General features: G+C 71.2%; 18 protein-coding genes. 13 read left to right on the forward strand and 5 right to left on the reverse strand.

Going from position 1 to position 20,278, the window contains the following annotated elements; all coding sequences use genetic code 11:
• The first annotated feature begins 65 nt into the window (after window positions 1-65).
• A complete protein-coding gene (locus tag FHR33_RS33115; RefSeq protein ID WP_312895831.1) occupies window positions 66-941 on the forward strand; it encodes a MurR/RpiR family transcriptional regulator in 876 nt (291 codons plus the stop codon).
• A 41-nt stretch (window positions 942-982) separates the two neighbouring features.
• On the opposite strand, the gene FHR33_RS33120 is transcribed toward FHR33_RS33115, so the two are convergent.
• Complete coding sequence (locus FHR33_RS33120; protein ID WP_183656128.1) at window positions 983-2,896, reverse strand: N-acetylmuramoyl-L-alanine amidase; 1,914 nt, start codon at window positions 2,894-2,896, stop codon at window positions 983-985.
• 126 nt (window positions 2,897-3,022) lie between these two features.
• Complete coding sequence (locus FHR33_RS33125; RefSeq protein ID WP_183656130.1) at window positions 3,023-3,457, reverse strand: VOC family protein; 435 nt, start codon at window positions 3,455-3,457, stop codon at window positions 3,023-3,025.
• A gap of 90 nt (window positions 3,458-3,547) precedes the next feature.
• Here FHR33_RS33125 and FHR33_RS33130 point away from each other — a divergent pair, with 90 nt between their 5' ends.
• Entirely contained in the window at window positions 3,548-4,153 is a 606-nt protein-coding gene (locus FHR33_RS33130) for a response regulator transcription factor (protein WP_183656132.1), read from the forward strand.
• Here the strand turns inward: FHR33_RS33130 and FHR33_RS49295 are convergent.
• On the reverse strand, window positions 4,079-5,965 hold the full coding sequence (locus FHR33_RS49295) for a sensor histidine kinase (RefSeq protein ID WP_221241352.1): 1,887 nt from the start codon (window positions 5,963-5,965) through the stop codon (window positions 4,079-4,081). The two genes, FHR33_RS33130 and FHR33_RS49295, sit on opposite strands and share 75 nt — an antisense overlap.
• A gap of 78 nt (window positions 5,966-6,043) precedes the next feature.
• On the opposite strand from FHR33_RS49295, the gene FHR33_RS33140 reads away from it, so the two are divergent.
• A complete protein-coding gene (locus tag FHR33_RS33140; RefSeq protein ID WP_183656133.1) occupies window positions 6,044-6,817 on the forward strand; it encodes an enoyl-CoA hydratase/isomerase family protein in 774 nt (257 codons plus the stop codon).
• Window positions 6,818-6,863: 46 nt separating this feature from the next.
• Here FHR33_RS33140 and FHR33_RS33145 read toward each other — a convergent pair whose 3' ends face one another.
• Window positions 6,864-7,397 carry a GNAT family N-acetyltransferase gene (locus tag FHR33_RS33145; RefSeq protein WP_183656134.1) on the reverse strand — a complete coding sequence of 178 codons (534 nt, stop codon included), beginning with the start codon at window positions 7,395-7,397 and terminating at the stop codon, window positions 6,864-6,866.
• Window positions 7,398-7,512: 115 nt separating this feature from the next.
• On the opposite strand from FHR33_RS33145, the gene FHR33_RS33150 reads away from it, so the two are divergent.
• The 10 genes from FHR33_RS33150 to FHR33_RS33195 all read left to right on the forward strand — a co-directional run bounded on the left by FHR33_RS33150 (window position 7,513) and on the right by FHR33_RS33195 (window position 19,714).
• On the forward strand, window positions 7,513-7,893 hold the full coding sequence (locus tag FHR33_RS33150) for a hypothetical protein (protein WP_183656135.1): 381 nt from the start codon (window positions 7,513-7,515) through the stop codon (window positions 7,891-7,893).
• Window positions 7,884-9,095 carry a DUF6395 domain-containing protein gene (locus FHR33_RS52875; protein WP_183656137.1) on the forward strand — a complete coding sequence of 404 codons (1,212 nt, stop codon included), beginning with the start codon at window positions 7,884-7,886 and terminating at the stop codon, window positions 9,093-9,095. The genes FHR33_RS33150 and FHR33_RS52875 overlap by 10 nt, the downstream gene beginning before the upstream one ends.
• A complete protein-coding gene (locus tag FHR33_RS33160; RefSeq protein ID WP_183656139.1) occupies window positions 9,092-9,934 on the forward strand; it encodes a M55 family metallopeptidase in 843 nt (280 codons plus the stop codon). Before FHR33_RS52875 ends, FHR33_RS33160 begins: the two co-directional genes overlap by 4 nt.
• The gene (locus FHR33_RS33165) at window positions 9,927-11,480 is read left to right on the forward strand and encodes a flavin monoamine oxidase family protein (RefSeq protein WP_183656142.1); all 1,554 of its coding nucleotides are present in this window, start codon (window positions 9,927-9,929) and stop codon (window positions 11,478-11,480) included. The genes FHR33_RS33160 and FHR33_RS33165 overlap by 8 nt, the downstream gene beginning before the upstream one ends.
• A 10-nt stretch (window positions 11,481-11,490) precedes the next feature.
• A complete protein-coding gene (locus tag FHR33_RS33170) occupies window positions 11,491-12,006 on the forward strand; it encodes a YbaK/EbsC family protein (RefSeq protein ID WP_183656145.1) in 516 nt (171 codons plus the stop codon).
• A 121-nt stretch (window positions 12,007-12,127) separates the two neighbouring features.
• A complete protein-coding gene (locus tag FHR33_RS49300) occupies window positions 12,128-14,554 on the forward strand; it encodes a serine/threonine-protein kinase (RefSeq protein WP_221241353.1) in 2,427 nt (808 codons plus the stop codon).
• 4 nt (window positions 14,555-14,558) lie between these two features.
• The gene (locus FHR33_RS33180; protein WP_183656148.1) at window positions 14,559-16,385 is read left to right on the forward strand and encodes a serine/threonine protein kinase; all 1,827 of its coding nucleotides are present in this window, start codon (window positions 14,559-14,561) and stop codon (window positions 16,383-16,385) included.
• Window positions 16,386-16,424: 39 nt separating this feature from the next.
• Entirely contained in the window at window positions 16,425-17,765 is a 1,341-nt protein-coding gene (locus FHR33_RS33185; RefSeq protein ID WP_183656151.1) for a serine/threonine-protein kinase, read from the forward strand.
• Between the two features lie 194 nt (window positions 17,766-17,959).
• A complete protein-coding gene (locus FHR33_RS33190) occupies window positions 17,960-18,739 on the forward strand; it encodes an electron transfer flavoprotein subunit beta/FixA family protein (RefSeq protein ID WP_183656153.1) in 780 nt (259 codons plus the stop codon).
• Between the two features lie 21 nt (window positions 18,740-18,760).
• Entirely contained in the window at window positions 18,761-19,714 is a 954-nt protein-coding gene (locus tag FHR33_RS33195) for an electron transfer flavoprotein subunit alpha/FixB family protein (protein WP_183656155.1), read from the forward strand.
• Window positions 19,715-19,780: 66 nt separating this feature from the next.
• Here FHR33_RS33195 and FHR33_RS33200 read toward each other — a convergent pair whose 3' ends face one another.
• Entirely contained in the window at window positions 19,781-20,278 is a 498-nt protein-coding gene (locus tag FHR33_RS33200) for an HIT family protein (protein ID WP_246452253.1), read from the reverse strand.

Below are 20,278 nucleotides of genomic sequence, written 5' to 3' on the forward strand. Positions count from 1 at the left end.
TGCCGGTTTGCGGTCATGACGCCCTGGAGCAGTCCTTCCTCCCGTCCAGGCCCCATAATCGGTATGTGGAAGACACCATGAACGGTCTGAGGGCAGACACACTCGTGGCCACCGTCCGCGGTGTCCTTCCTTCACTCACCCCCGCCGCGCAGACCGTCGCCCGTCTGATACTCGAGGACCCCGCGACCGTCGCCCGCAGCACCATCACCGAGCTCTCGGCCGCCTCCGGCACCAGCGAGGCGACGATCGTCCGCACCGCCCGCCTGCTCGGCTTCGCCGGATACCCGCAGCTCAGGCTGGCTCTCGCGGCTGCGGCCGCGCAGCCCGACCGGCTGGTGCCCGGCGACCTGGCCCCCGACGACCCGCTGTCGGAGGTCATCCTCAAGGTCTCGCGAGCCGAGTCCGAGGCGATCAACGACACCGTCGCCCAGCTCACCTCCGAGCGGCTCGGCCTGGTCGTGGACGCCATCGTGGGCGCCCGCAGGATCGACTCCTACGGCGTGGGCGCCTCGGGGCTGGTGGCCGAGGACGTGGCGCAGAAGCTCATGCGCATCGGCCTGTCGAGCCACGCCTTCCAGGACGCGCACCTGGCGCTCACCAGCGCGGTGCTGCTCAAGGCGGGCGACGTGGCGATCGGCATCAGCACCTCGGGCGAGACGCCCGACGTCCTCGAGCCGCTGCGCCTGGCGGGGGAGGCGGGGGCCACCACGGTCGCCATCACCAACAACCCGCGCTCCTCCCTCGCCGCGATGGCCGAGCACGTGCTGATCTCCGCCGGCAGGGAGACCGAGTTCCGCCCCGGCGCGCTGGCCAGCCGCATCAGCCAGCTGCTCGTCGTCGACTGCGTCTTCGTGGGCGTGGCCCAGCGCACCTTCGACTCCTCGCAGGAGGCGCTGCAGAGCACCAGACGCGCCGTCGCCGAGTTCACCCGCAAACGCTGAGGGACCCCGCCCGGTGAGGGCGAGGTCCCGTCGAACAGCGCCTACTGGAACGTCACCCGCACGTCGTCGGCCTTGACGAACATCACCCGGTGACCGAACTGGATCTGCCAGTACTTCGTCTTGCCGCGCACGACGGTGTGCGGGGCGGGGTCGAAGGTCACCGCCCTGTAGTACTCGGCCGCCGCGGGCCCTGCCAGCGTGTACTTCTCCCCTTCGGAGAAGGTGTACTGCAGCGGCGTCACAGCCTGGTACGGGATGCCCGCGGGGTAGGCCTCCTGCTCCGGGTAGGCCCTGCCGTACACGGGGACGGTCTTGAGCCCTGGACGGGGGGTCACGACGAGCCCCATGGACGGCACCGCGGTCGGGTTGGCGGCGGGGTTGTGGAACCACGCCTTCTGACCGAGGTACCAGATCGCGGTCCAGTCGCCGTCGCGGTCGGCCACGGCGTAGCGCTGCCCGGTGGTGGCGCGGGCGCTGTGGTCGTAGACGCTGTAGAGCGAGTCGCCCGTGGGGTGCTTGCCGATGTCCTTGACCAGCGGAGCGTCGGGGCGCGGCTCGGTGCGCAGCCACACCGTGGAGGCGGGCAGTGGCGGACACGCGGCCGAGGGGTTCTTGCGGTCACAGCCGTAGAAGTACGGCTTGTTCGTCTCGAAGTCCGGCTTGATCATGATGGAGCCGGACCTCGGGCCGCCGAACTGGTGCAGCGGAGCGCCCATGAGCTCGAAGTAGTGCGCCCAGTCCCAGAAGGGGCCGGGGTCCTCGTGCATGCCCCTGACCGTGGTCGGCAGCGTGCCTGGCACGTTGTCGTGGCCGATGATGTGGGCGCGGTCGAGCGGCACGCCGTGGCGCATGGCCAGGTAGCGCACGAGCTTGGCCGACGTGCGGTACATCGCCTCGGTGTACCAGGTGCTGCCCTCGGCCAGGAAGCCCTCGTGCTCGATGCCGATGGACTTGGCGTTGATGTACCAGTTGCCGGCCTGCCAGCCGACGTCCTTGGTCTTGATCTGCTGGGCGATGTGCCCGTCGCTGGACCTGACCGAGTAGTGCCAGCTACCGGGCCACCTCGGGTCCTGGTTGAGCCGCACGGAGGGCGCCCAGTAGCCCTCCATGTCGTGGATGACGATGTAGTCGATCTTCTGGTTGTTCGGCCTGTCGGACAGGTCGTAGTGGCCGTAGTTGTTGTTCGGCAGCTGCGCGTATCCTGCGGGGATCCACTCGCAGGAGATCGAGCGCGGGCACTCCACGCCGTCGCGGCGCGGCAACGAGAGCCCGAGCTTCTCCAGCCACGACTCGATCTTGCCGAGGTCGGGCACCGGCTTCAGGGTGACCCGCTGCCCGTCGTCGGTGGTGCGCGTCATGCCCGAGGCGATCACCGAGAAGACCTCGTCGGCGAAGAACTTGGCCGCCTCGTACTCGGTGGCTCCGGAGTAGCGCGCGACCGCGCCGTACCACTGGCCGGGATCGTCGCTGAGCGGCGCGCCGAGCTGCTTCTGGTAGTCGGCCAGCAGCGCGGCGCCGCCGCGGATGTTGGCCGCGGGGTCGGTCTTCAGTGTCTCGTGCGACTCGCCCGTCAGCGCCGCGGCCTTCTCCATCGTCCTGAGCGAGGCGGGGATCTCCTCCGGCGTCTCCGGCGCCTCGGACGGCAGGGCCAGCGGGCGCGTCTCGTCGCCCCGCGGGTCCTCCTCGCCCTCGGCGTGGTGGTTGGAGCCGGTGAAGGCGGCCGCGTCGGTCAGGTGCATCGGCCCGAACCCCGCGTCGTTGCTGGGCTGGCCCGCGTGGGAGTCCCACCTCGACCCCAGGTAGGAGACGCCCAGCAGGACGCTCTCCGGCACCTGGTAGGTCTCGGCAGCCTTCGCGAACGCCTGCTGCCTGTCATCGGGCGCGGCCTCGGCGTGCGCGATCGCGGTGGGTATCAGCAGCGGTAAGAAGCAGGCGACCGCCAACGCTCTGCGCATGGGTGACTCCTTGACTGGGGGGTCGTTCAGGAGTCAGCGTCTCAACATTTTCCTTCCTCTAGAAGAGGATTGAGAAGGATTTTTTCAGGACTTCATCGGGGAGGCCCCCGCCTCCCCGATGCCCGGTCAGCCGTTGGCGGCCTCTTCGAGCTCCTTGACGTTGATCTTCGACATCTTGAGCATCGCCTGCATGGCGCGCTCGGCCCTGGCCGGGTCGGGGTCGCTGAGCAGCTTCGGCAGCGCCTTGGGGATGATCTGCCAGGACAGTCCGTACTTGTCCTTGAGCCAGCCGCACTGGCTCTCCTGGCCGCCCTCGACGAGCTTGGCCCACAGCTCGTCGACCTCCTCCTGGGTGTCGCAGTCGACGTAGAGCGAGATCGCCTCGGTGAAGGTGAACTGCGGCCCGCCGTTGAGCGCGATGAAGCGCTGCCCCTCGATCTCGAACGTCACGATCATGGGAGTGACCTCGACGACGCGCGAGTTCGGGAAGATGGAGACGTAGTGGTTGGCCGCCTCCTCCGCCTGGTTGTCGAACCAGAGGTACGTGGTGATCTTCTGCATGATGTGCTCCTCTCTCTGCTCGCTATAGTCGCAATCCGGCTGGACCGCCGAGTAGTGCCTCGTTCACCAACACCGTGTGAAGGATTCACAGTGATCCGAGTTCTGATCGCGGAGGATGTGCGCATCCTGCGCGAGACGCTGGCCGCCGTGCTCGAGCTGGAGGACGATCTCGAGGTCGTGGCCGCCGTGGAGCGCGGCGACCAGATCGTGCCCGCCGCGCTGGAGTCGCGTCCCGACGCGGCGGTCCTGGACATCGAGCTGCCGGGGCTGGACGGCCTCAGCGCCGCCGCGCTCCTGACCGAGCGCCTGCCCGAGTGCCGCGTCGTGGTGCTCACCGGCTTCGCCAGGCCCGGCTACCTGCGGCGCGCCATGGCCTCGGGGGTGAGCGGCTTCCTGCTCAAGCACTCACCGCCCGGCGATCTCGTCGAGGCCATCAGGAAGGTGGTCGCGGGAGAGCAGGTCGTCGATCCGCAACTGGCCATGGCCGCCCTCCGCAAGGCCGACAACCCGCTGGCCGCCCGCGAGGTCGACGTGCTCAGGATGGCCGCCACGGGCGCCGAGGCCGACGAGATCGCGGTACGGCTCTCGCTCAGCAGGGGCACCGTCCGCAACTACCTGTCGTCAGCGGTCATGAAGCTCAACGCGAGGAACAGGGTCGACGCGATCCGCATCGCCGCCGACGAGGGCTGGCTCTAGCGGAGCCGTCGCGGTGAGCGTGTGGGTCTCGCCCGTGCGCTCGGAGCTCAGCCGCCCGCCCAGGGCGTCCAGACGGTGGGTGAGGTTGCCGACGCCCGCGCCCGGCCGGTGATCGGGTGAGGCGGCGGTCACGCCGTCGTTGGTCAGGCTGAGCCGTACCTGCCTGTCGTCGGCCACGATCTCCAGCGAGCAGTGGCGGGCCGCGCTGTGCCTGAGCACGTTGGTCACGCCCTCGCGCAGCACCGCCGCCAGCGCCTCGTCCACGCCGGCGGGCAGCGCCGCCGCCGTGTGGGACCAGCTCACCTCGACGCCCATCGCCTCCAGAACCGCGCGGGCCGACTCGACCTCGGCGGCCAGCGAGATCTCCGTGCGGCCCGAGGCCACCGAGTCGATGTCGGCGAGCACCTGGCGGGCCGCCTCCAGGCCGTCGCCGAGCTGCCGCGCGGCAGCGTCGGGATCGCGCTCGAGCAGCCGGAAGGCCAGCTCGGCCTTGAGCACCACCACAGACAGGCCGTAGCCCAGCAGGTCGTGCAGGTCGCGGGCGAAGCGCAGCCGCTCGCGCGCCACCTGGACCCTGGCCAGCTCCGCCCGCGCCTCCCGCAGCTCGACCGTCAGCCTGGCCATGCGCCACAGGGCGTAGACGATGATCGCCCGCTCGATCACGTACACCACCCCGTAGACCGCGTCCAGGACGTTGCCCGCCAGGCCGGTCTGGGTCAGGTGGAAGACGACGTCGACCGTCAGCACCGCGCCCGCGGCGGCCCACCGGACCGGCCCGCGCAGCAGCACGACGACGGCGCCTGGCAGCAGCGTGGCGACGTACCAGAGCTTCGCGCCGAGCAGCGCCGTCGGCGCGTAGGTGAGCAGCACCAGCCCCGCGAGCGTCCAGCCCTCGTGCCGTCCGCCCGGCAGGCACGCTCGCAGGTAGAGCGCGACGAAGCCGAGCAGCGCCACGACGAAGACCAGCAGGGGGAGGCCGGACAGGCCGATCTGGAACAGGTGACGGACCTCGTGCGGCACGATCATCAGCAGCAGCGTCGTGACGACGAGGACGTTCACGACCCTCGTGGTCAGGTCTCCGGCCACCACCGGCCTGGCGGTGACCCCGTCGCGGTGGGCGTGCGAGACCGACCGCACCTCGGTGAGGGCCGTGCGCGCCGTCGCGAGGCTCGCCTCGAGCTCCTCCCGCGACAGGCCAGGACGCTGGAGCACCAGGGCCACCTGCTTCAGGCTCGAACCCACCCGCTCGTTGAGCTGCTCGGCGAAGGCCAGCCGCTCACGGGCCACCTCGGCCGCCGCCAGGCTCGCCTGGGTACTGCGCAGGTCGGCGATGAGGTCGGCCAGCCGCACCACGCCGTACAGCGCGATCCCGACGAAGGCGGCCTGTCCCACCATGAGGTAGAGCGCCTCGCTCACCGTGGGCCGCACGGTGAGCCCTGACAGGAACTGGGCGAGCAGCACCAGCGAGAACGCGCCCCACCTCGGCCCCGGCCTCCTGATCAGCAGCAGGACGGCGGCGGCCAGGAAACCGGTGTTGCCGTACCAGGTGCTCGCGAACCACACCAGGCCCGCCCCTGTCAGGACCGCCTGGACGGCGAGCGTCCACCGCCAGCCTCGCGGCCTGCGCCCGTCGGCCCGCCGTACGCAGTTGCGCAGGTGCAGCCCCAGCAGGACGGCCAGCGGAGCGAAGGCCACCGCCTTGGCGGCAGGAGGATCGTCGGAGTAGAGGATGCCGATGAAGCCGCCGAAGGAGAAGCCCGCGCTGGCCACCACGGCGACCAGTTGGGCGAGCCTTAACGCTTGAGCGTCCATCGTGTCCGCCTTCCGTGTGCCCACATTCTCGCCGTTTCGGACAGCGGCTCTCGCCCTGTTCGCGGATAGGGTCGCCCCATGGGTGAGTTTGCACGCGTCGAGGTTTCCGACCAGATCGCCACGATCAGGCTCGATCGTCCGAAGATGAACGCCCTCAACGGGCAGGTCCAGCGCGAGATCGCCGAGTGCGCGCGAGCCGTGGACGCCGACCAGGACGTCCACGCGGTCGTCGTCTACGGAGGGGAGCGCGTCTTCGCGGCTGGCGCCGACATCAAGGAGATGGCCGACATGTCCTACGCGGACATGGCCGCCCACTCGAGGACCCTGCAGGACTGCTTCACCGCGCTGGCCCGGGTCGGCAAGCCGGTCATCGCCGCGATCACCGGTTACGCGCTGGGCGGCGGCTGCGAGCTGGCCCTCTGCGCGGACTTCAGGGTGGCGGGCGAGAGCGCCAAGCTCGGCCAGCCGGAGATCCAGCTCGGCATCATCCCAGGAGCCGGCGGCACCCAGCGGCTGTCCCGCCTGGTCGGCCCCGCCAGGGCCAAGGACCTCATCTTCAGCGGACGGCACGTGAGCGCGGCCGAGGCGCTGGAGATCGGCCTGGTCGACAGGGTCGTGCCCGACGTCGACGTCTACACGGCGGCCCTGGAATGGGCGGCCACCTTCGTCGGCGGCCCCACGGTCGCGCTGCGCGCCGCCAAGCAGGCGATCGACCAGGGGCTCGAGGTGGACCTGGACACAGGGCTCGAGATCGAGCGCCTGCAGTTCTCCGGGCTGTTCGCCACGGACGACGCCAAGATCGGCATGCGCGCCTTCACGGAGAAGAGCAAGCCCAAGTTCACCGGCCGCTGACCCCGGACGCGCCGGCGGACGTTGTGCCTCGGCACCGGGCGATCGGTCAGCCGGGCTGCCGCTCGGCGGATGGGTCGACGAAGCCGAGGCGGCGGTTCATGGCGATCGCGGAGGTGTTGCGGGGGTGGTGGAAGGTGATCAGGCGCTCGTACCCGGCCGATCGCACGAACCGGATCGCCAGCAGTTTCAGTGCCAGCGACAGCCCCCGCCCACGATGGGGCGCGAGGACGCCGGTCATCTCGCTGAAGGCGTACCCCTCGTCCGGGTGCAGGGAGGTCGTGGACATGCCGATCCACTCTCCTTCGAGGGTCGCCAGCACGACGCCCTCGGCGGAGAAGGTGGGCACCTCGATGCGCTGGGCGAGGTACTCGTCGTAGGTGTAGAACGCGCCCCTGTCCGGGATGTCTGCTGAGCAGGTCCTGTTGAGGTCGTAGAGGGCGCGCCGGTGGGCGGGGGTGTCGCCGAGTTCGGCCATGGTCGTGAACGCGATGCCCGACTCGCGGGCCCGACCGAGGCGGGGCTCGAAGGCCGCGTCGTCGAAGGTGTCCACGTGCAGTTCGAGGCGTACCCAGTCGACCATGTCCTGGACCCTATCCGGAGCGGCGCCGCACGCTTTTCGCGGATCAGGGGATGACCGGGACGGGGTTGGGAGAGCGGCTCAGGAGGCAGGTGGTTTGCCGCTATCGTGGCGTTTCATGATGCGCGTCCCCGTCCCCGCGCGGCTGAAGAAGGCCGTCCGTTCGTGGTTCGACTCCCGTTACATCTCGGTCGCCGACCATCGGCAGGACATCAAGGACGCGCTGTGGGAGGTTCAGACGCTGCGCCGTGAGGTGACCACTCTGCAGGAGGAGGTCAGGCGGCTCAGGGCGGCCAGGCAGCAGGGCCCGCAGCCCGCGGCGCAGGCGGCGGCCGCCACGGCGGTCGCGGAGAAGGCGGCCGAGGCGCACAGGCTGGCCCACGAGACGGCCCAGGCGCTCGACAGGATCCTGCAGAACGAGGTCCTGCTCTGGCAGGCGGTCGACGAACTCAGGGCCGCGAACGAGGGCGCCGTGGGCGGGGGGCAGTCGTGCGCGTGAGCTGGAAGGGCGGCGAGCTCACCTTCAGGCTCGACCCCGAGGACGAGATCACCGGCACCGTGTCCGACGGTTACCCCGTGAAGCTGGCGGTCAACTCCTGCGAGGTCAAGGGCGTCCCCTCCGACGCGCACAACGACCTCTGGGCCGTCGCCGCCTGGACGGTCGTCGCGCCCTGGACCAGAAGGCGCATCACCTTCGACCGTCCCGTGTCGAGCGCGCTGGCCGCCGCGCTCCACGACGGCTGGGGGATCGAGGCGGGCCCCGTGGGAGGCCCGCCGCGCGACCCCGGCCCCACGCTGGCGATCTCCTACAGCGGCGGCGCCGACTCGGTGGCCGCCGCGGCGGTCTTCCCCGACGCGCCGTTCGTGCACTTCAGGCGGGTATCGCACAGCAGGGTGCCGAACCGCTGGCCGCACTACCGCTCCGACGTGCTGGCCAAGTTGGCCGCGCAGACCGGCCGCGAGGTGACCACGGTCGAGTCGGACCTGGAGTTCACGCTGGCCGAGCCGCGTCCCGGCTATCCCGAGCACCACGCCGTCATGGTGGGGGCCCTGCTGAACGCCGACAGGCTGGGGCTGGGCGGCGTCGGCCTCGGGTACGAGATCGGCTCCCGCTGGCTGGGCGGAGGGCGGTACGTGCACCGCTTCACCCCCGACAACCCGATGTGGGCGCCCCACGGCATGTGGGGGCGGCTGTTCGCCGCAGCGGGGCTGCGGATCGTGCTGCCCGTGGGCGGCGTGAGCGAGGCGATCACGATGAGGATCGCGCTCGACTCCCCGCTCAAGGCACAGGTGCGCTGGTGCCTGCGCGGCACCTCGGGGCCCTGCCGTACGTGCGGCAAGTGCCTGTACAAGGAGCTCATCCAGGCCGCGGTGGAGCGCCGTCCGATGGACACGCCGATCACCGCGGACCGTCCCGTGGCGCGCAAGTGGCAGGAGCCCCCGCCGTACGGCGGGCAGGAGATGATCGAGTACGGCTGCGCGAGGGTTCCCGGCATCGAGAAGACGCCCTTCGCCAGGGCGGCCGGGTACCTCGGGGCCACCGAGGAGTCCACCGGCTGGCTCGACCACTGCTACAGGCCGGCGATCGAGGAGATCCCCGAGCCGTGGCGGGAGCGGGCGGAGCGGTTCATGGCGGAGAACGTCGGGTTCATGGACGAGGCCCAGGCGCGGCGAGTCGAGACATGGGGTGGCGCGGCATGAAGGTCTACCTGTCGGTGGACATGGAGGGCGTGACCGGGTTGACCGACCCGGAGGAGATGCACGCGGGCAAGCGCGGCTACGAGCGCGGCTGCGAGCTCATGACCGCCGACGCCAACGCCGCCATCGAGGGCGCCTTCGACGCGGGCGCCACCAGCGTGCTGGTCAACGACGCGCACGGCTCCACCAAGAACCTCAGGATCGACCTGCTCGACCCCCGCGCGACGCTGATCCGCGGCCCCGGCAAGTCGCAGCGCATGGCGCAGGGGCTCGACGCCTCCTTCGACGCCGCGATGTTCGTCGGCTACCACGCGAGGGCCGGCGTGCAGCACGGCGTGCTCAACCACACGTGGATGGGCAAGGAGATCCAGAACGTCTTCCTGAACGGCGCGCCCTGCGGCGAGACGCGGCTGGTCGCGGCGTGCGCGGGCTTCCACGGCGTGCCCGTCGCGCTGGTCACCGGCGACGAGGCGGTCGGCCAGGAGGCGGCGGAGCTGCTGGGCGAGGTCGAGACGGTCGCGGTCAAGAAGGGCATCGACAAGTTCTCGGCCGAACTGCTGCCACCGAGCGTGGCTCAGGCGCGAATCCGTGAGGGGGCTGCGCGAGCGCTCGGCAGGTTGAGCGGGTTCACACCTTACGAGACGGACCGGCCGTACACGCTGGGCGTGGAGTGGAACTCCACGGCCATCGCGGCGGCCTGCGGGCTGGTGCCGGGCGTGAAGCAGACGGGCGCGCGGGAGATCGAGTTCGCCACCGACGACTTCACCCAGATCATGGCGTTGATGGGGCTGTTCGCGACCATCGGTGGGCAGGTGGCCTGCGGCAGCGGGCCCTATGGCTGACAGGGGCACGCTGACCAGGCGCGGACTGCTGGTCGGCATCGGAGCGGCCGGCGGCGCCGGCGCGATGTACGCGGCGATGGGCGCGCTGGGGCTGGCCCCCTCCGAGCAGGACAAGACGTTCACCCCGCCCAGGCAGGGTGATTTCACGCTCAAGGGCAGGGGCGCCGCCAAGGTCGTCATCCTCGGCGCGGGCGTCGCGGGGCTGACGGTCGCCTACGAGCTGGGCAAGGCGGGCTACGACTGCACGCTGCTCGAGGCGAGCGACAGGATCGGCGGGCGCAACCTCACCCTGCGCGGCGGCGACAGGCTCACCGAGCTCAACGGGGCCGCCCAGGACGCCCGTTTCGGCGAGGGCGTCTACTTCAACGCGGGCCCCGGCAGGATCGCGCCGTGGATGGTGACGATGGACTACTGCCGCGAGCTCGGCGTCCCCATCGAGACCTTCGTCAACTCCAACGCCTCGGCGTACGTGCACACCGAGGGAAGGACGGTCCGCAACAAGACCGCTCGCGCCGACATGTACGGCTATGTCGCGGAGCTGCTGGCCAAGGCCACCCACCACCGCGCGCTCGACCGCAGGCTCACGGGCGAGGACCGCGAGCGCCTCCTGGAGTTCCTGCGCAGGTTCGGAGACCTGGGGCCCAAGCTCACCTACGAAGGCTCCGAGCGCCGCGGTTTCACGAGATATCCGGGCATGGACGGCGGAACGGCGCTGACCTCACCCGCCGGCCTGCACGAGGTGCTCGCCGCGGGAGTCGGCCGCGCGATCACCAACGACTTCGGCTACGACCAGGCGACCCCGATGTTCCAGCCGGTCGGCGGCATGGACGCGATCGTCACCAGGCTGGTCGAGGCGGTCGGCCGCGACCGCGTCAGGACCGGAGCCAGGGTCACGAAGATCACCGACCAGGCCGGGTCCGTCACCGTCACCTGGGAAGGCGGCGAGCTCACCGCCGACTACTGCGTCACCACGCTGCCCCCGCACATCCTGGCGAAGATTCCGCACAACCTGGGCGCCCTCGTCACCGCCGCGCTCCGCACGCCCGTCCCCGTGGCGGCAGGCAAGATCGGCCTGGAGTACGGCAGGCGCTGGTGGGAGCTCGAGGACCGCATCTACGGCGGCGTCACCGAGACCGATCTCGACATCACACACATCTGGTATCCCTCCTACGGCTACCACTCCGAGCGCGGCCTGCTCGTCGGCTACTACAACTCGGGCGAGCCCGCCGAGCTGTACGGGGCGCTCACTCCCGAGGACCGCAGGCGCCGCGCGCTCACCCAGGGCAAGAAGATCCACGGCGAGAAGTACCGCGCCGAGCTGCTGTCGAGCGTCTCGATCGCGTGGGAGCGCCAGCCTCATCTCCAGGGCGGATGGGTGCGCTGGCCGGCCTTTGATTCGTCCTTCACTCTCCTGCAACGTCCGTCGGGGAGGGTGTACTTCGCGGGCGACTGGCTCACCCACCTGGTCGCATGGCAGGCGGGTGCCATGGAGTCGGCGAGGAGTACGGTCACCCAGCTGCACCGGCGTGTCACAGCGTCGGCGTAGGGTCCTGCGCATGGATCTCAGATGGGTGCCCGCCCTCGACCGGATGGACCTGCTCGCCGAACCGGTGGCGAGAGCCGTACGTGAGCTGAAGGAGGAGGTGCGCGTGGCCGAGATCGACGCCGAGCTGGCCGACACCGCCGCCTTCTGCGACCGGTACGGCGTGGCGATGGACGCCTCCGCCAACTGCGTGGTGGTGGCGGGCAGGCGGGGCGGCGAGGTGCGCTACGCCGCCTGCATGGTGCTGGCCACGACGAGGGCCGACGTCAACGGCGTGATCAGGAGACATCTCGACGCACGCAAGATCAGCTTCGCCTCCATGGACGACGCGGTCTCGCTGACCGGCATGGAGTACGGCGGCATCACCCCGCTGGGCCTGCCCGAGGGCTGGCCGATCCTGGTCGACAGCAGGGTGGCGGCCCATCCCGAGGTGGTCATCGGCAGTGGTGTGCGGCGTTCGAAGCTCGCCCTGCCGGGGGCCGCTCTGGCCGGATTGAAGACCGCGGAGGTCCTCGATCTGGCGAATTGAGACCAATGCGAGACCGATGATTGGGAAACCTATGGGGTCACTTCAGACGTTACACGAGTGGGAATGTGACCTTGTGGTTCATCTCGTGGGCGGGGTTTGAGCCGGTATGGTGCTTCATGCCATGAACGATGACCGACTAGGCCCTTACCGGCTGCTCAGGCGGCTCGGTGAAGGGGGCATGGGCGTTGTCCACCTCGCTGTCGACCCGCAGGGACGGCAGGTGGCGGTCAAGGTCCTCAGGGCCGAGGTCGCCGGCGACGACGTCGCCAGGCGGCGGCTCTCGCGTGAGGTCGACACGATGCGGCGGGTGCGCAGCAAGTACATCGCCGAGGTGCTCGACGCCGACGTCACGGGACACCGCCCGTACATCGTCACCCGCTACGTCGCAGGCCGTCCGCTCGACGAGGTCGTCAAGCAGGACGGTCCGCTCGAGCTGCCCGCGCTGGTCAGGGTCGCGCACGGGGTGGCCTCGGCGCTGGCCGCCGTCCACTCCGTCGGAGTGATCCATCGCGACCTCAAGCCGGGCAACGTGCTGATCCTCGACGGCGACCCCGTCCTGATCGACTTCGGCATCGCCCAGGCGGTCGACGCGACCAGGCTGACCCAGACCGGCATGTTCATCGGCACGCCCGGCTACCTCGCGCCCGAGATCATCGAGGGTCATGAGGCGGGCCCCGAGGTCGACATCCACGCGTGGGCGGGCACGCTGCTGTTCGGCGCGACCGGCCAGCCGCCCTTCGGCAAGGGCACGCTGGAGATGATCTTCTACAACATCACGGCGGGCAAGGCCGAGGTGTCGGCGGCGCCGCGCGAGCTGCAGCCGCTGCTCAAGGCAGCCTTCCAGCGCAACCCCTCCAAGCGGCCCAAGGCGGCCGACCTGGCCGAGCAGACCGCCAGGCTGCTGCCCAAGTCCGCCAGGGTGCCCGACGAGATCTCCACCGTGCCCAGGCCCGACCGTCCGGGCTCGCGCCCTGTGACCGACCCCGCCGACGTGCCCACGCCGGCGATCCCGCCCGCCAGGCCTCCGCTCGGTCAGCCGTCCCTGTCAGGCCCGTACGGCGGCGCCGCGCCCATGTCCGGCGCCGGCGCCCCCGGCAGCCAGGAGTTCGTCTCCCTCCTCGGCAACCAGGCCCCCTCGGGTCCCTCGACGGGCGGCCACGTGGGTCCCTCAACGGGCGGTCACGGCCAGGCGGGCCCCGCCGGCGGCCCCACGGGTCCCGGCACCGGCGGGCACGGGGCGACGGGCCCGGGTTCGGGCGGTCATGGGCCCTCGGGTCCCGGGCAGGCGGGCGAGCACGCCACGACCGGCGGCGACCCGTGGCCGACCAGACGCGTGACGCCCGAGGAGCTGCGGCAGATGCGTGAGGAGGGCGGCGTGCCCGCCCACCCGTGGGACGTGCCGACCAGGGCCTCCACCGAGCCGCCCACAAGCCGCCCATGGCCGGGCAACCAGGCCGACCACAGCGCCCCGCACACCCCTCCTGGCGCGCCGAACCCGCCCGGCGGGTTCCCTTCAGCGGGCCACGCAGGCGGCTTCCCCGCGCCCGGCGGCCAGTCGCCGGGCTTCCCCGCGCCCGGCGGCCAGTCGCCGGGCTTCCCCGCACAGAGCGGCCCTTCGTCGGGCTTCCCCGCGCAGGGCGGTCCTTCGTCGGGCTTCCCCGCGCAGGGCGGTCCTTCGTCGGGCTTCCCCGCGCAGGGCGGTCCTTCGTCGGGCTTCCCCGCGCAGGGCGGGCAGGCAGGCGGCTATCCTGGCGCGCCACCGTACCCGCGCGACGGTGACATCCCCACGCGCAGGGTGCGCCCCGACGCGCCCGACTACCCTCGCGGTGCCCCGCAGCCCTACGGCCACCAGTACCCGCAGGCCGGTCATCCCGCGCCCGACCCCGAGACCTGGCGCGAGCCGCGCATCCCTGGGGCGCGCCCCGGCCTGGCGCTGCAGCGTTCCAAGGCGTACGGCGTCGCGGGCGCCATGCTGCTCGTCGTCATGATCGTGCTCGCCGTGCTGGCGCCGCTGATCGTCAGCGCGGTGGCGATCCCGTTCGCCGTGCTGCTGCGCGCGGCCGACCTGGCCCAGCCGCAGCTCAACGTCAGGCGTTCGACGGGTTCGGCCGCTGCCGACGTGCTGCGCGTGTTCGCCCAGCCCGCCGCGCTGCTGAAGTCGATCGGCATCACGGTCGCGCTGGTGCCGTACGCGCTGATCCTGGGCCTGCCCGTCACCCTGCTGCTCACCGTGCTCGTGCACTCGATGCCGCTGGCCAACGCGCTGGCCTGGGGTGGAGCGATCGCCCTGTGGACCGTCTGCGCGGGTCCCGGCGTCGAGGCTCCGGGACGGCAGATGCGCAGGACGCTCGCCTCCTTGGTTCCGTCGCGTACGGTGGCCATGGTGACCGCCGGCGTGCTCGCCGTCGGAGCCGCGCTCTCGCTGGTCCTGGCGCTCGGCACAGTGCCCGAAATGGGTAGAAAGTCGGTATGGGTGCCCGTCGACGTGAGTCCGCTCACGGACAGGCTGATGGACCTGCGGGGGAAGGCGGGCCAAGGAGGGGGATGAGTAGATGAGCACCGGCAACACCCAGGCGCCCGAGCGTCTCGGTCCCTACAGACTGGTCAGGAAGATCGGCGAGGGTGGCATGGGGGTTGTCCACCTCGGGATCGACGAAGAGGGGCGCGAGGTCGCCATCAAGGTGCTGCACCCCCACGTCGCCGCCGACCTCAAGGCGCGAGACCGGCTGACCCGCGAGGTCGAGACCATGCGCAGGGTGCGCAGCCGGCACGTCGCCGAGGTGCTCGACGCCGAGCTCGTCGGCGGGCAGCCGTACGTCGTGACGAGGTTCGCTCCGGGACGCACGCTCGAGGAGACCGTCCTCGCCGAGGGCCCGCTGCCGGCGGCGCAGCTGATCAGGCTGGCGCAGGGGCTGTGTTCGGCGCTCGTCTCCATCCACGCCGCCGACGTCATCCACCGCGACTTCAAGCCGTCCAACGTCATGCTGGTCGACGGCGAGCCGCTGGTCATCGACTTCGGCATCGCGCACCTGGTCAACGCCACCAGGCTGACCCAGACGGGCATGTTCGTCGGCACGCCCGGCTACCTCGCGCCCGAGATCATCCGCGACACGGAGATCACCCAGGCGGCCGACGTGCACGCGCTGGCCTCCACGGTGTTCTTCGCCGCCGTGGGCGCGCCGCCGTTCGGCACGGGGACGTTCGAGGTCATCTGCTTCAACATCATGGAAGGCCGGGCGCAGCTCGACAAGGCGCCCGCGTGGCTGCGCGGCTGGCTCGGCAAGGCGCTGGCGGTCGACCCCCGCGCAAGGCCCGCGGCGCAGGAGCTGCTGCGTATGGCGCGCAGGCTCGACCCCTCGGTGACGGCCTTCAACGAGACCCCGCCGAGCGGCACGCGGGTCCTGGAGTCGTCGCCACCACCGCCGGTCAACAGGACCAAGACGCTCGCGCGCGACGACAGCTACTCCGACCTGCTGCCGCCGGTCGAGTACGCCAAGCCGCCGAGGCCCGCGCCGCAGCCGCGCAAGGAGGCCAAGCCCCGCAAGGAGCCGAAGCCGCCGCCGTACGTGCCGGCGAACGTGCCGCCCTACCGGCCGCCCGCGCCGTACCCCGACCAGCGGGTCGCGGGCTACCCCGCGCCACAGCAGGCGGCGGCCGTGCGGCCGCCGCAGCCCGCCACTCAGCCGAGGCCCTACACGCCGCCGCGGGCCGACCGGCCGAAGTACCGCGTGGGGCATCCGCTCATCGCGGCGCTGCTGCTGACGCTGCTGGTCGCACTGGCGGTCATGATGCCGGTGATGGTCGGCGCGGCCGCCGTGGTGATCGCGCTGGTGCTGCGCGTGGGCGAGTACCTCTTCGGTGACCTGGTCGCGCGCCGCCAGCTGCGCGGCAGCAGCGCGGCCGATCCCGCGTTGATCCTGCTCGGCACGCCATGGGCGCTGATCAAGGCGGCGCTGGTGTCGCTGGTGCAGGTGCCGCTGTCGATCCTGTGGGGCGTGTGCGTCTGGGGCGTGCTGCACTACGGGTTGAAGATCGAGAGCGACCAGGCGGTGGCCTACGCGGCAGGCGCCTTCGCGGCCGGGCTGTTCCTGCTGCCGGGAGGGGGCGCGCCGCGCAAGGCCGTCACCCGCACGCTGACCGGCGTCATCCGCAGCCCTGGAGCCGGGCTGGTGGTCGCGCTGGTCGTCGGCACGGCGGCGCTGCTCGCGGTGCTGTTCGCGATGGGCCAGACGCCCACGTGGCACCCGTGGGAGCAGCCCTCCGACGTGGTGAGGGAGCTGACCCGCAGCGCCAGGGAGAGCGTGACGGGGCTCATCGGAGGGCTCATCGACTCCCTCATGACGAGCCTCGGTCTCGGCTTCCTCACACCCTGGTCATGACGTGTTCTCCGGCGCCCCTCCGCGGGGCACTATGGAGACATGAGCGAGCCTGACGGTGAGCACCTGGGCCCCTACCGCCTTCTCTCTCCTCTGGGGTCCGGCGGGTTCGGCGAGGTCCACCTCGCGCTCGACCCCGAGGGCCGCACGGTGGCGGTCAAGGTGCTGCACCCGCACGTCGCCGCCGAGGCCTCCGCCCTGACCAGGCTCGAACGCGAGGTCGAGACGATGCGCCTGGTCGAGGGGCCGCACGTGGCCGAGGTGCTGGACGCCTCGATGTCGGGCGACAGCCCCTACCTCGTGACCCGTTACGTCCAAGGGCGGGCGCTCAGCGTGGTGCCGGTGCCCGTCGACGATCTGCGCCGCCTGGCCAGGGGGCTGGCCCAGGCGCTGATGTCCATTCACGAGGCGGGCGTGGTGCACAGGGACCTCAAGCCCGCCAACGTCATGATGGCCGACGGCGAGCCCGTCGTGATCGACTTCGGCATCGCCTCGGCGCTCGACTCGCTGTCGGTCACCGCTTCAGGAGCGGTGGTCGGCACGCCGGGCTATCTGGCGCCCGAGGTGCTGGAGGGGCAGGAGGCCGGCGCTCCCGCCGACGTGTTCTCCTTCGCCGCCACGCTGGCCTACGCGGCCACGGGGCGCCAGCCGTACGGCACGGGCCCGCTGTCGGCGGTCGCCTACCGGGTCGTCCATCACGAGCCCGACCTGGAGGGCGCGCCCGCCTGGCTGGAGCCCCTGCTGCGCGACTGCCTGGTGCGCGACCCCGCCGCGCGGCCGACGGCCGCGCAGGTCTGCGCCAGGCTGGGTGTCGACGCGCCCGCTCGCGGACGCCACGGCGTGCGAGGCCTCAGCGGTACGGCCCGCCGCCCCGCGCCGAGCGCGATGGGGGTGCCGGGCTCGGCCGGCCACGAGCAGGGCGGCTACCTCTCCACGGAGGCAGGGCCTGGCGCCGTCTTCTCGACGGGCAGGAGGGCCGGCCTGGAGCCGCCCGACCTGCACGACCTGTCCACCCGCGAGTGGCGTCCAGGCGTGGCGGCGGTGGACGAGGCGCGAGCCCGCCACAGGGAGAAGATCCGCAGGCGGTGGGTGGTCGGCTCGGGCATCTTCGTCGCCCTGCTGGCGGCCGCGGCCAGGACCCCGTTGCCCGAGGCGTCGCTGCTCCTGCTGGCCTCCTACTCGCTCATCGTGGTCGTCGACGCGGGCATCGCGCTGCTCTCGCGTGGCCTGTTCAGGAGCCGCCGCATGGTGACCGACCTGTCGTCCGTGGCGGGGGTCGTGGCGCTGTGGCTGGTGCTCAGCACGCTGTTCAGCCCGTTCACGCTGGCGCTCTTCGCGGGCACGGCGCTGGTCGTCGGAGTGGTCTTCCTGCTCAACGCCTGATCGCGATGTGCGAGGGGGGTGACAGCAGGATTCCGGAACAAAGTTCGGTAAGGTGAGGCTACCTGCGGGTTTGCGTCAAAGCTACTCATGGGTAACATGGCGACCCGAGGGCCGTGGAGTAGGGGCCCTGGGCAGTCTGGCAGTCTGGACAGCACTCATCCGAGCATGCGATTACGGGAGGTCGGCCACCGGCCATGAACATCGTCGTCTGCGTGAAGCAGGTCCCCGACACGGCGACCGAGCGCAAGCTCCGGTCCGATGACAAGACGCTCGACCGCGACGCCGCCGACGGCGTCGTCAACGAGCTTGACGAGTACGCGGTCGAGGAGGCCCTGAAGCTCAAGGAGGCCCACGGCGGTGAAGTGACCGTCCTCACCATGGGCCCCGGCAAGGCCACCGAGACCATCCGCAAGGCCCTGGCGATGGGCGCGGACAAGGCGGTCCACCTGAGCGACGACGCCCTGCACGGCTCGGACGCCCTCTCGACCTCCTACGCGATGGCCCAGACGCTGAAGAAGATCGGGTTCGACCTGGTCATCCTCGGCTCGGAGTCGACCGACGCGCGCACCGGCGTGCTGGCCGCCATGCTGGCCGAGCGCCTCGGCGCCGCCCAGCTGACGCTGGCCAACAAGGTGGACGTCGAGGGCTCCTCGATCTCCATCCAGCGTCTGACCGACTACGGCTACGACAAGGTCGAGGCCACGCTGCCGGCCGTCGTCTCCGTGGTCGAGAAGATCAACGAGCCTCGCTACCCGTCCTTCAAGGGCATCATGGCGGCCAAGAAGAAGCCGGTCGAGACCCTCTCCGTGGGCGACGCCTCCATCGACGCCGCGCAGGTCGGCCTCGGCGCCGCCTGGTCCGAGGTCGTCGACTTCGCCGCCGCCCCTCCGCGCGCGGCGGGCACGATCGTCAAGGACGAGGGCGACGGTGGCGTCAAGGCCGCCGAGTTCCTCGCGTCCAAGAAGTTCATCTGAGCACGGGAGAGAACAGCAGATATGTCGGAGATTCTCGTTCTCGTTGAGCAGGTCGACGGCGAGGTCAAGAAGGTCACGCTCGAACTGCTGACCCTGGCCCGTTCGCTCGGCACCCCGTCGGCCGTATGGGCGGGCCCTGGCTTCGGCGCCGACGCCAAGGCCAAGCTGGCCGAGTACGGCGCGGAGAAGATCTACGTCGCGGGCTCCGCCGACGTGGTCGACCACGTCGTCGCCCCCAAGGCCGAGCTGCTGGCGCAGCTGGTCGGCTCCGCCGCGCCTGCGGCCGTCCTCGTCGCCGCCACGGCGGAGGGCAAGGAGGTCGCCGGTCGGCTGGCCGTCAAGACCGACTCGGGCGTCATCACCGACGCGGTCGGCGTGGGCGAGGGCTTCGTCGCCGACCAGTCCATCTTCGGTGGCGGCGTCAACGTCCACTCGCGCGTGACCAAGGGCACCCCGATCATCGCGGTCCGCCCGAACTCCACCGCCCCCGCTCCCGCGCCCGCCGCGGGCGCCGAGGAGGAGGTGTCGGTCGCGCTGTCGGACGCCGCGAAGGCCTCGAAGATCGTCGAGCGCGTCAAGCAGGAGAAGGGCGCTCGCCCCGAGCTCACCGAGGCGGCGATCGTCGTCTCCGGCGGCCGTGGCGTGGGCTCGGCGGAGAACTTCTCGATCATCGAAGGGCTGGCCGACGTCCTGGGCGCCGCTGTCGGCGCCTCCCGCGCGGCCACCGACGCGGGCTGGTACCCGCACCAGTTCCAGGTCGGCCAGACGGGCAAGACGGTCTCGCCGCAGCTCTACATCGCCGCGGGCATCTCGGGTGCGATCCAGCACCGGGCGGGCATGCAGACGGCGAAGACCATCGTCGCGATCAACAAGGACCCGGAGGCGCCGATCTTCGAGCTCGCCGACTTCGGTGTCGTCGGCGACCTGCACCAGATCGTCCCGCAGCTCGCGGACGAGGTCAGCAAGCGCAAGTAGCACAGCACGAGAACGGCGGCCCCCTGCCTCAGGGGGGGGCCGCCGTTCTCGTGTCGTGGCGGACGGTCAGCCGGCGAGCGCGGCGCGGATGCGGGCGGCCAGGGCGGCCGCCCGCCCGGTGTCCCACGGGATGAGGCCGTTCTCGCTCATCAGCGCGTAGAACTGCTGCTCGTGGTACGGCGTGCCCGGCGGCAGCGGCGCGATGTGCCAGTGCAGGTGCGAGTTGCCCTGCTGACTGCCCAGCGTGAGCAGGTAGGTCCGCTCGGAGGGCACCGCCGCCTCCACGGCCAGCGCGACCCTGCGCACCACGGCCATCAGCGCGAGGTAGTCGTCCTCGTCCAGGTCCCTGACCGCGTGCTCGACGTGCGCCTTCGGGCAGACGAGCGCGTAACCGGGGACGGTGGGATAGCGGGCGAGGAAGGCCAGGTGCCTGTCGTCCTCGTAGAGGATCTCCTCGAGGTCGTGGGCGGGGTCGCCTGACACGATGGCGCAGACGAAGCAGGGGCCGTTCCTGACGCGTTCGACGTAGGCGTCCAGGTCCATCCGTTCGGAGCGGGCGGTCAT

The organism is Nonomuraea dietziae, assembly GCF_014195505.1.
GTDB classification, from domain to species: Bacteria; Actinomycetota; Actinomycetes; order Streptosporangiales; family Streptosporangiaceae; genus Nonomuraea; species Nonomuraea roseola.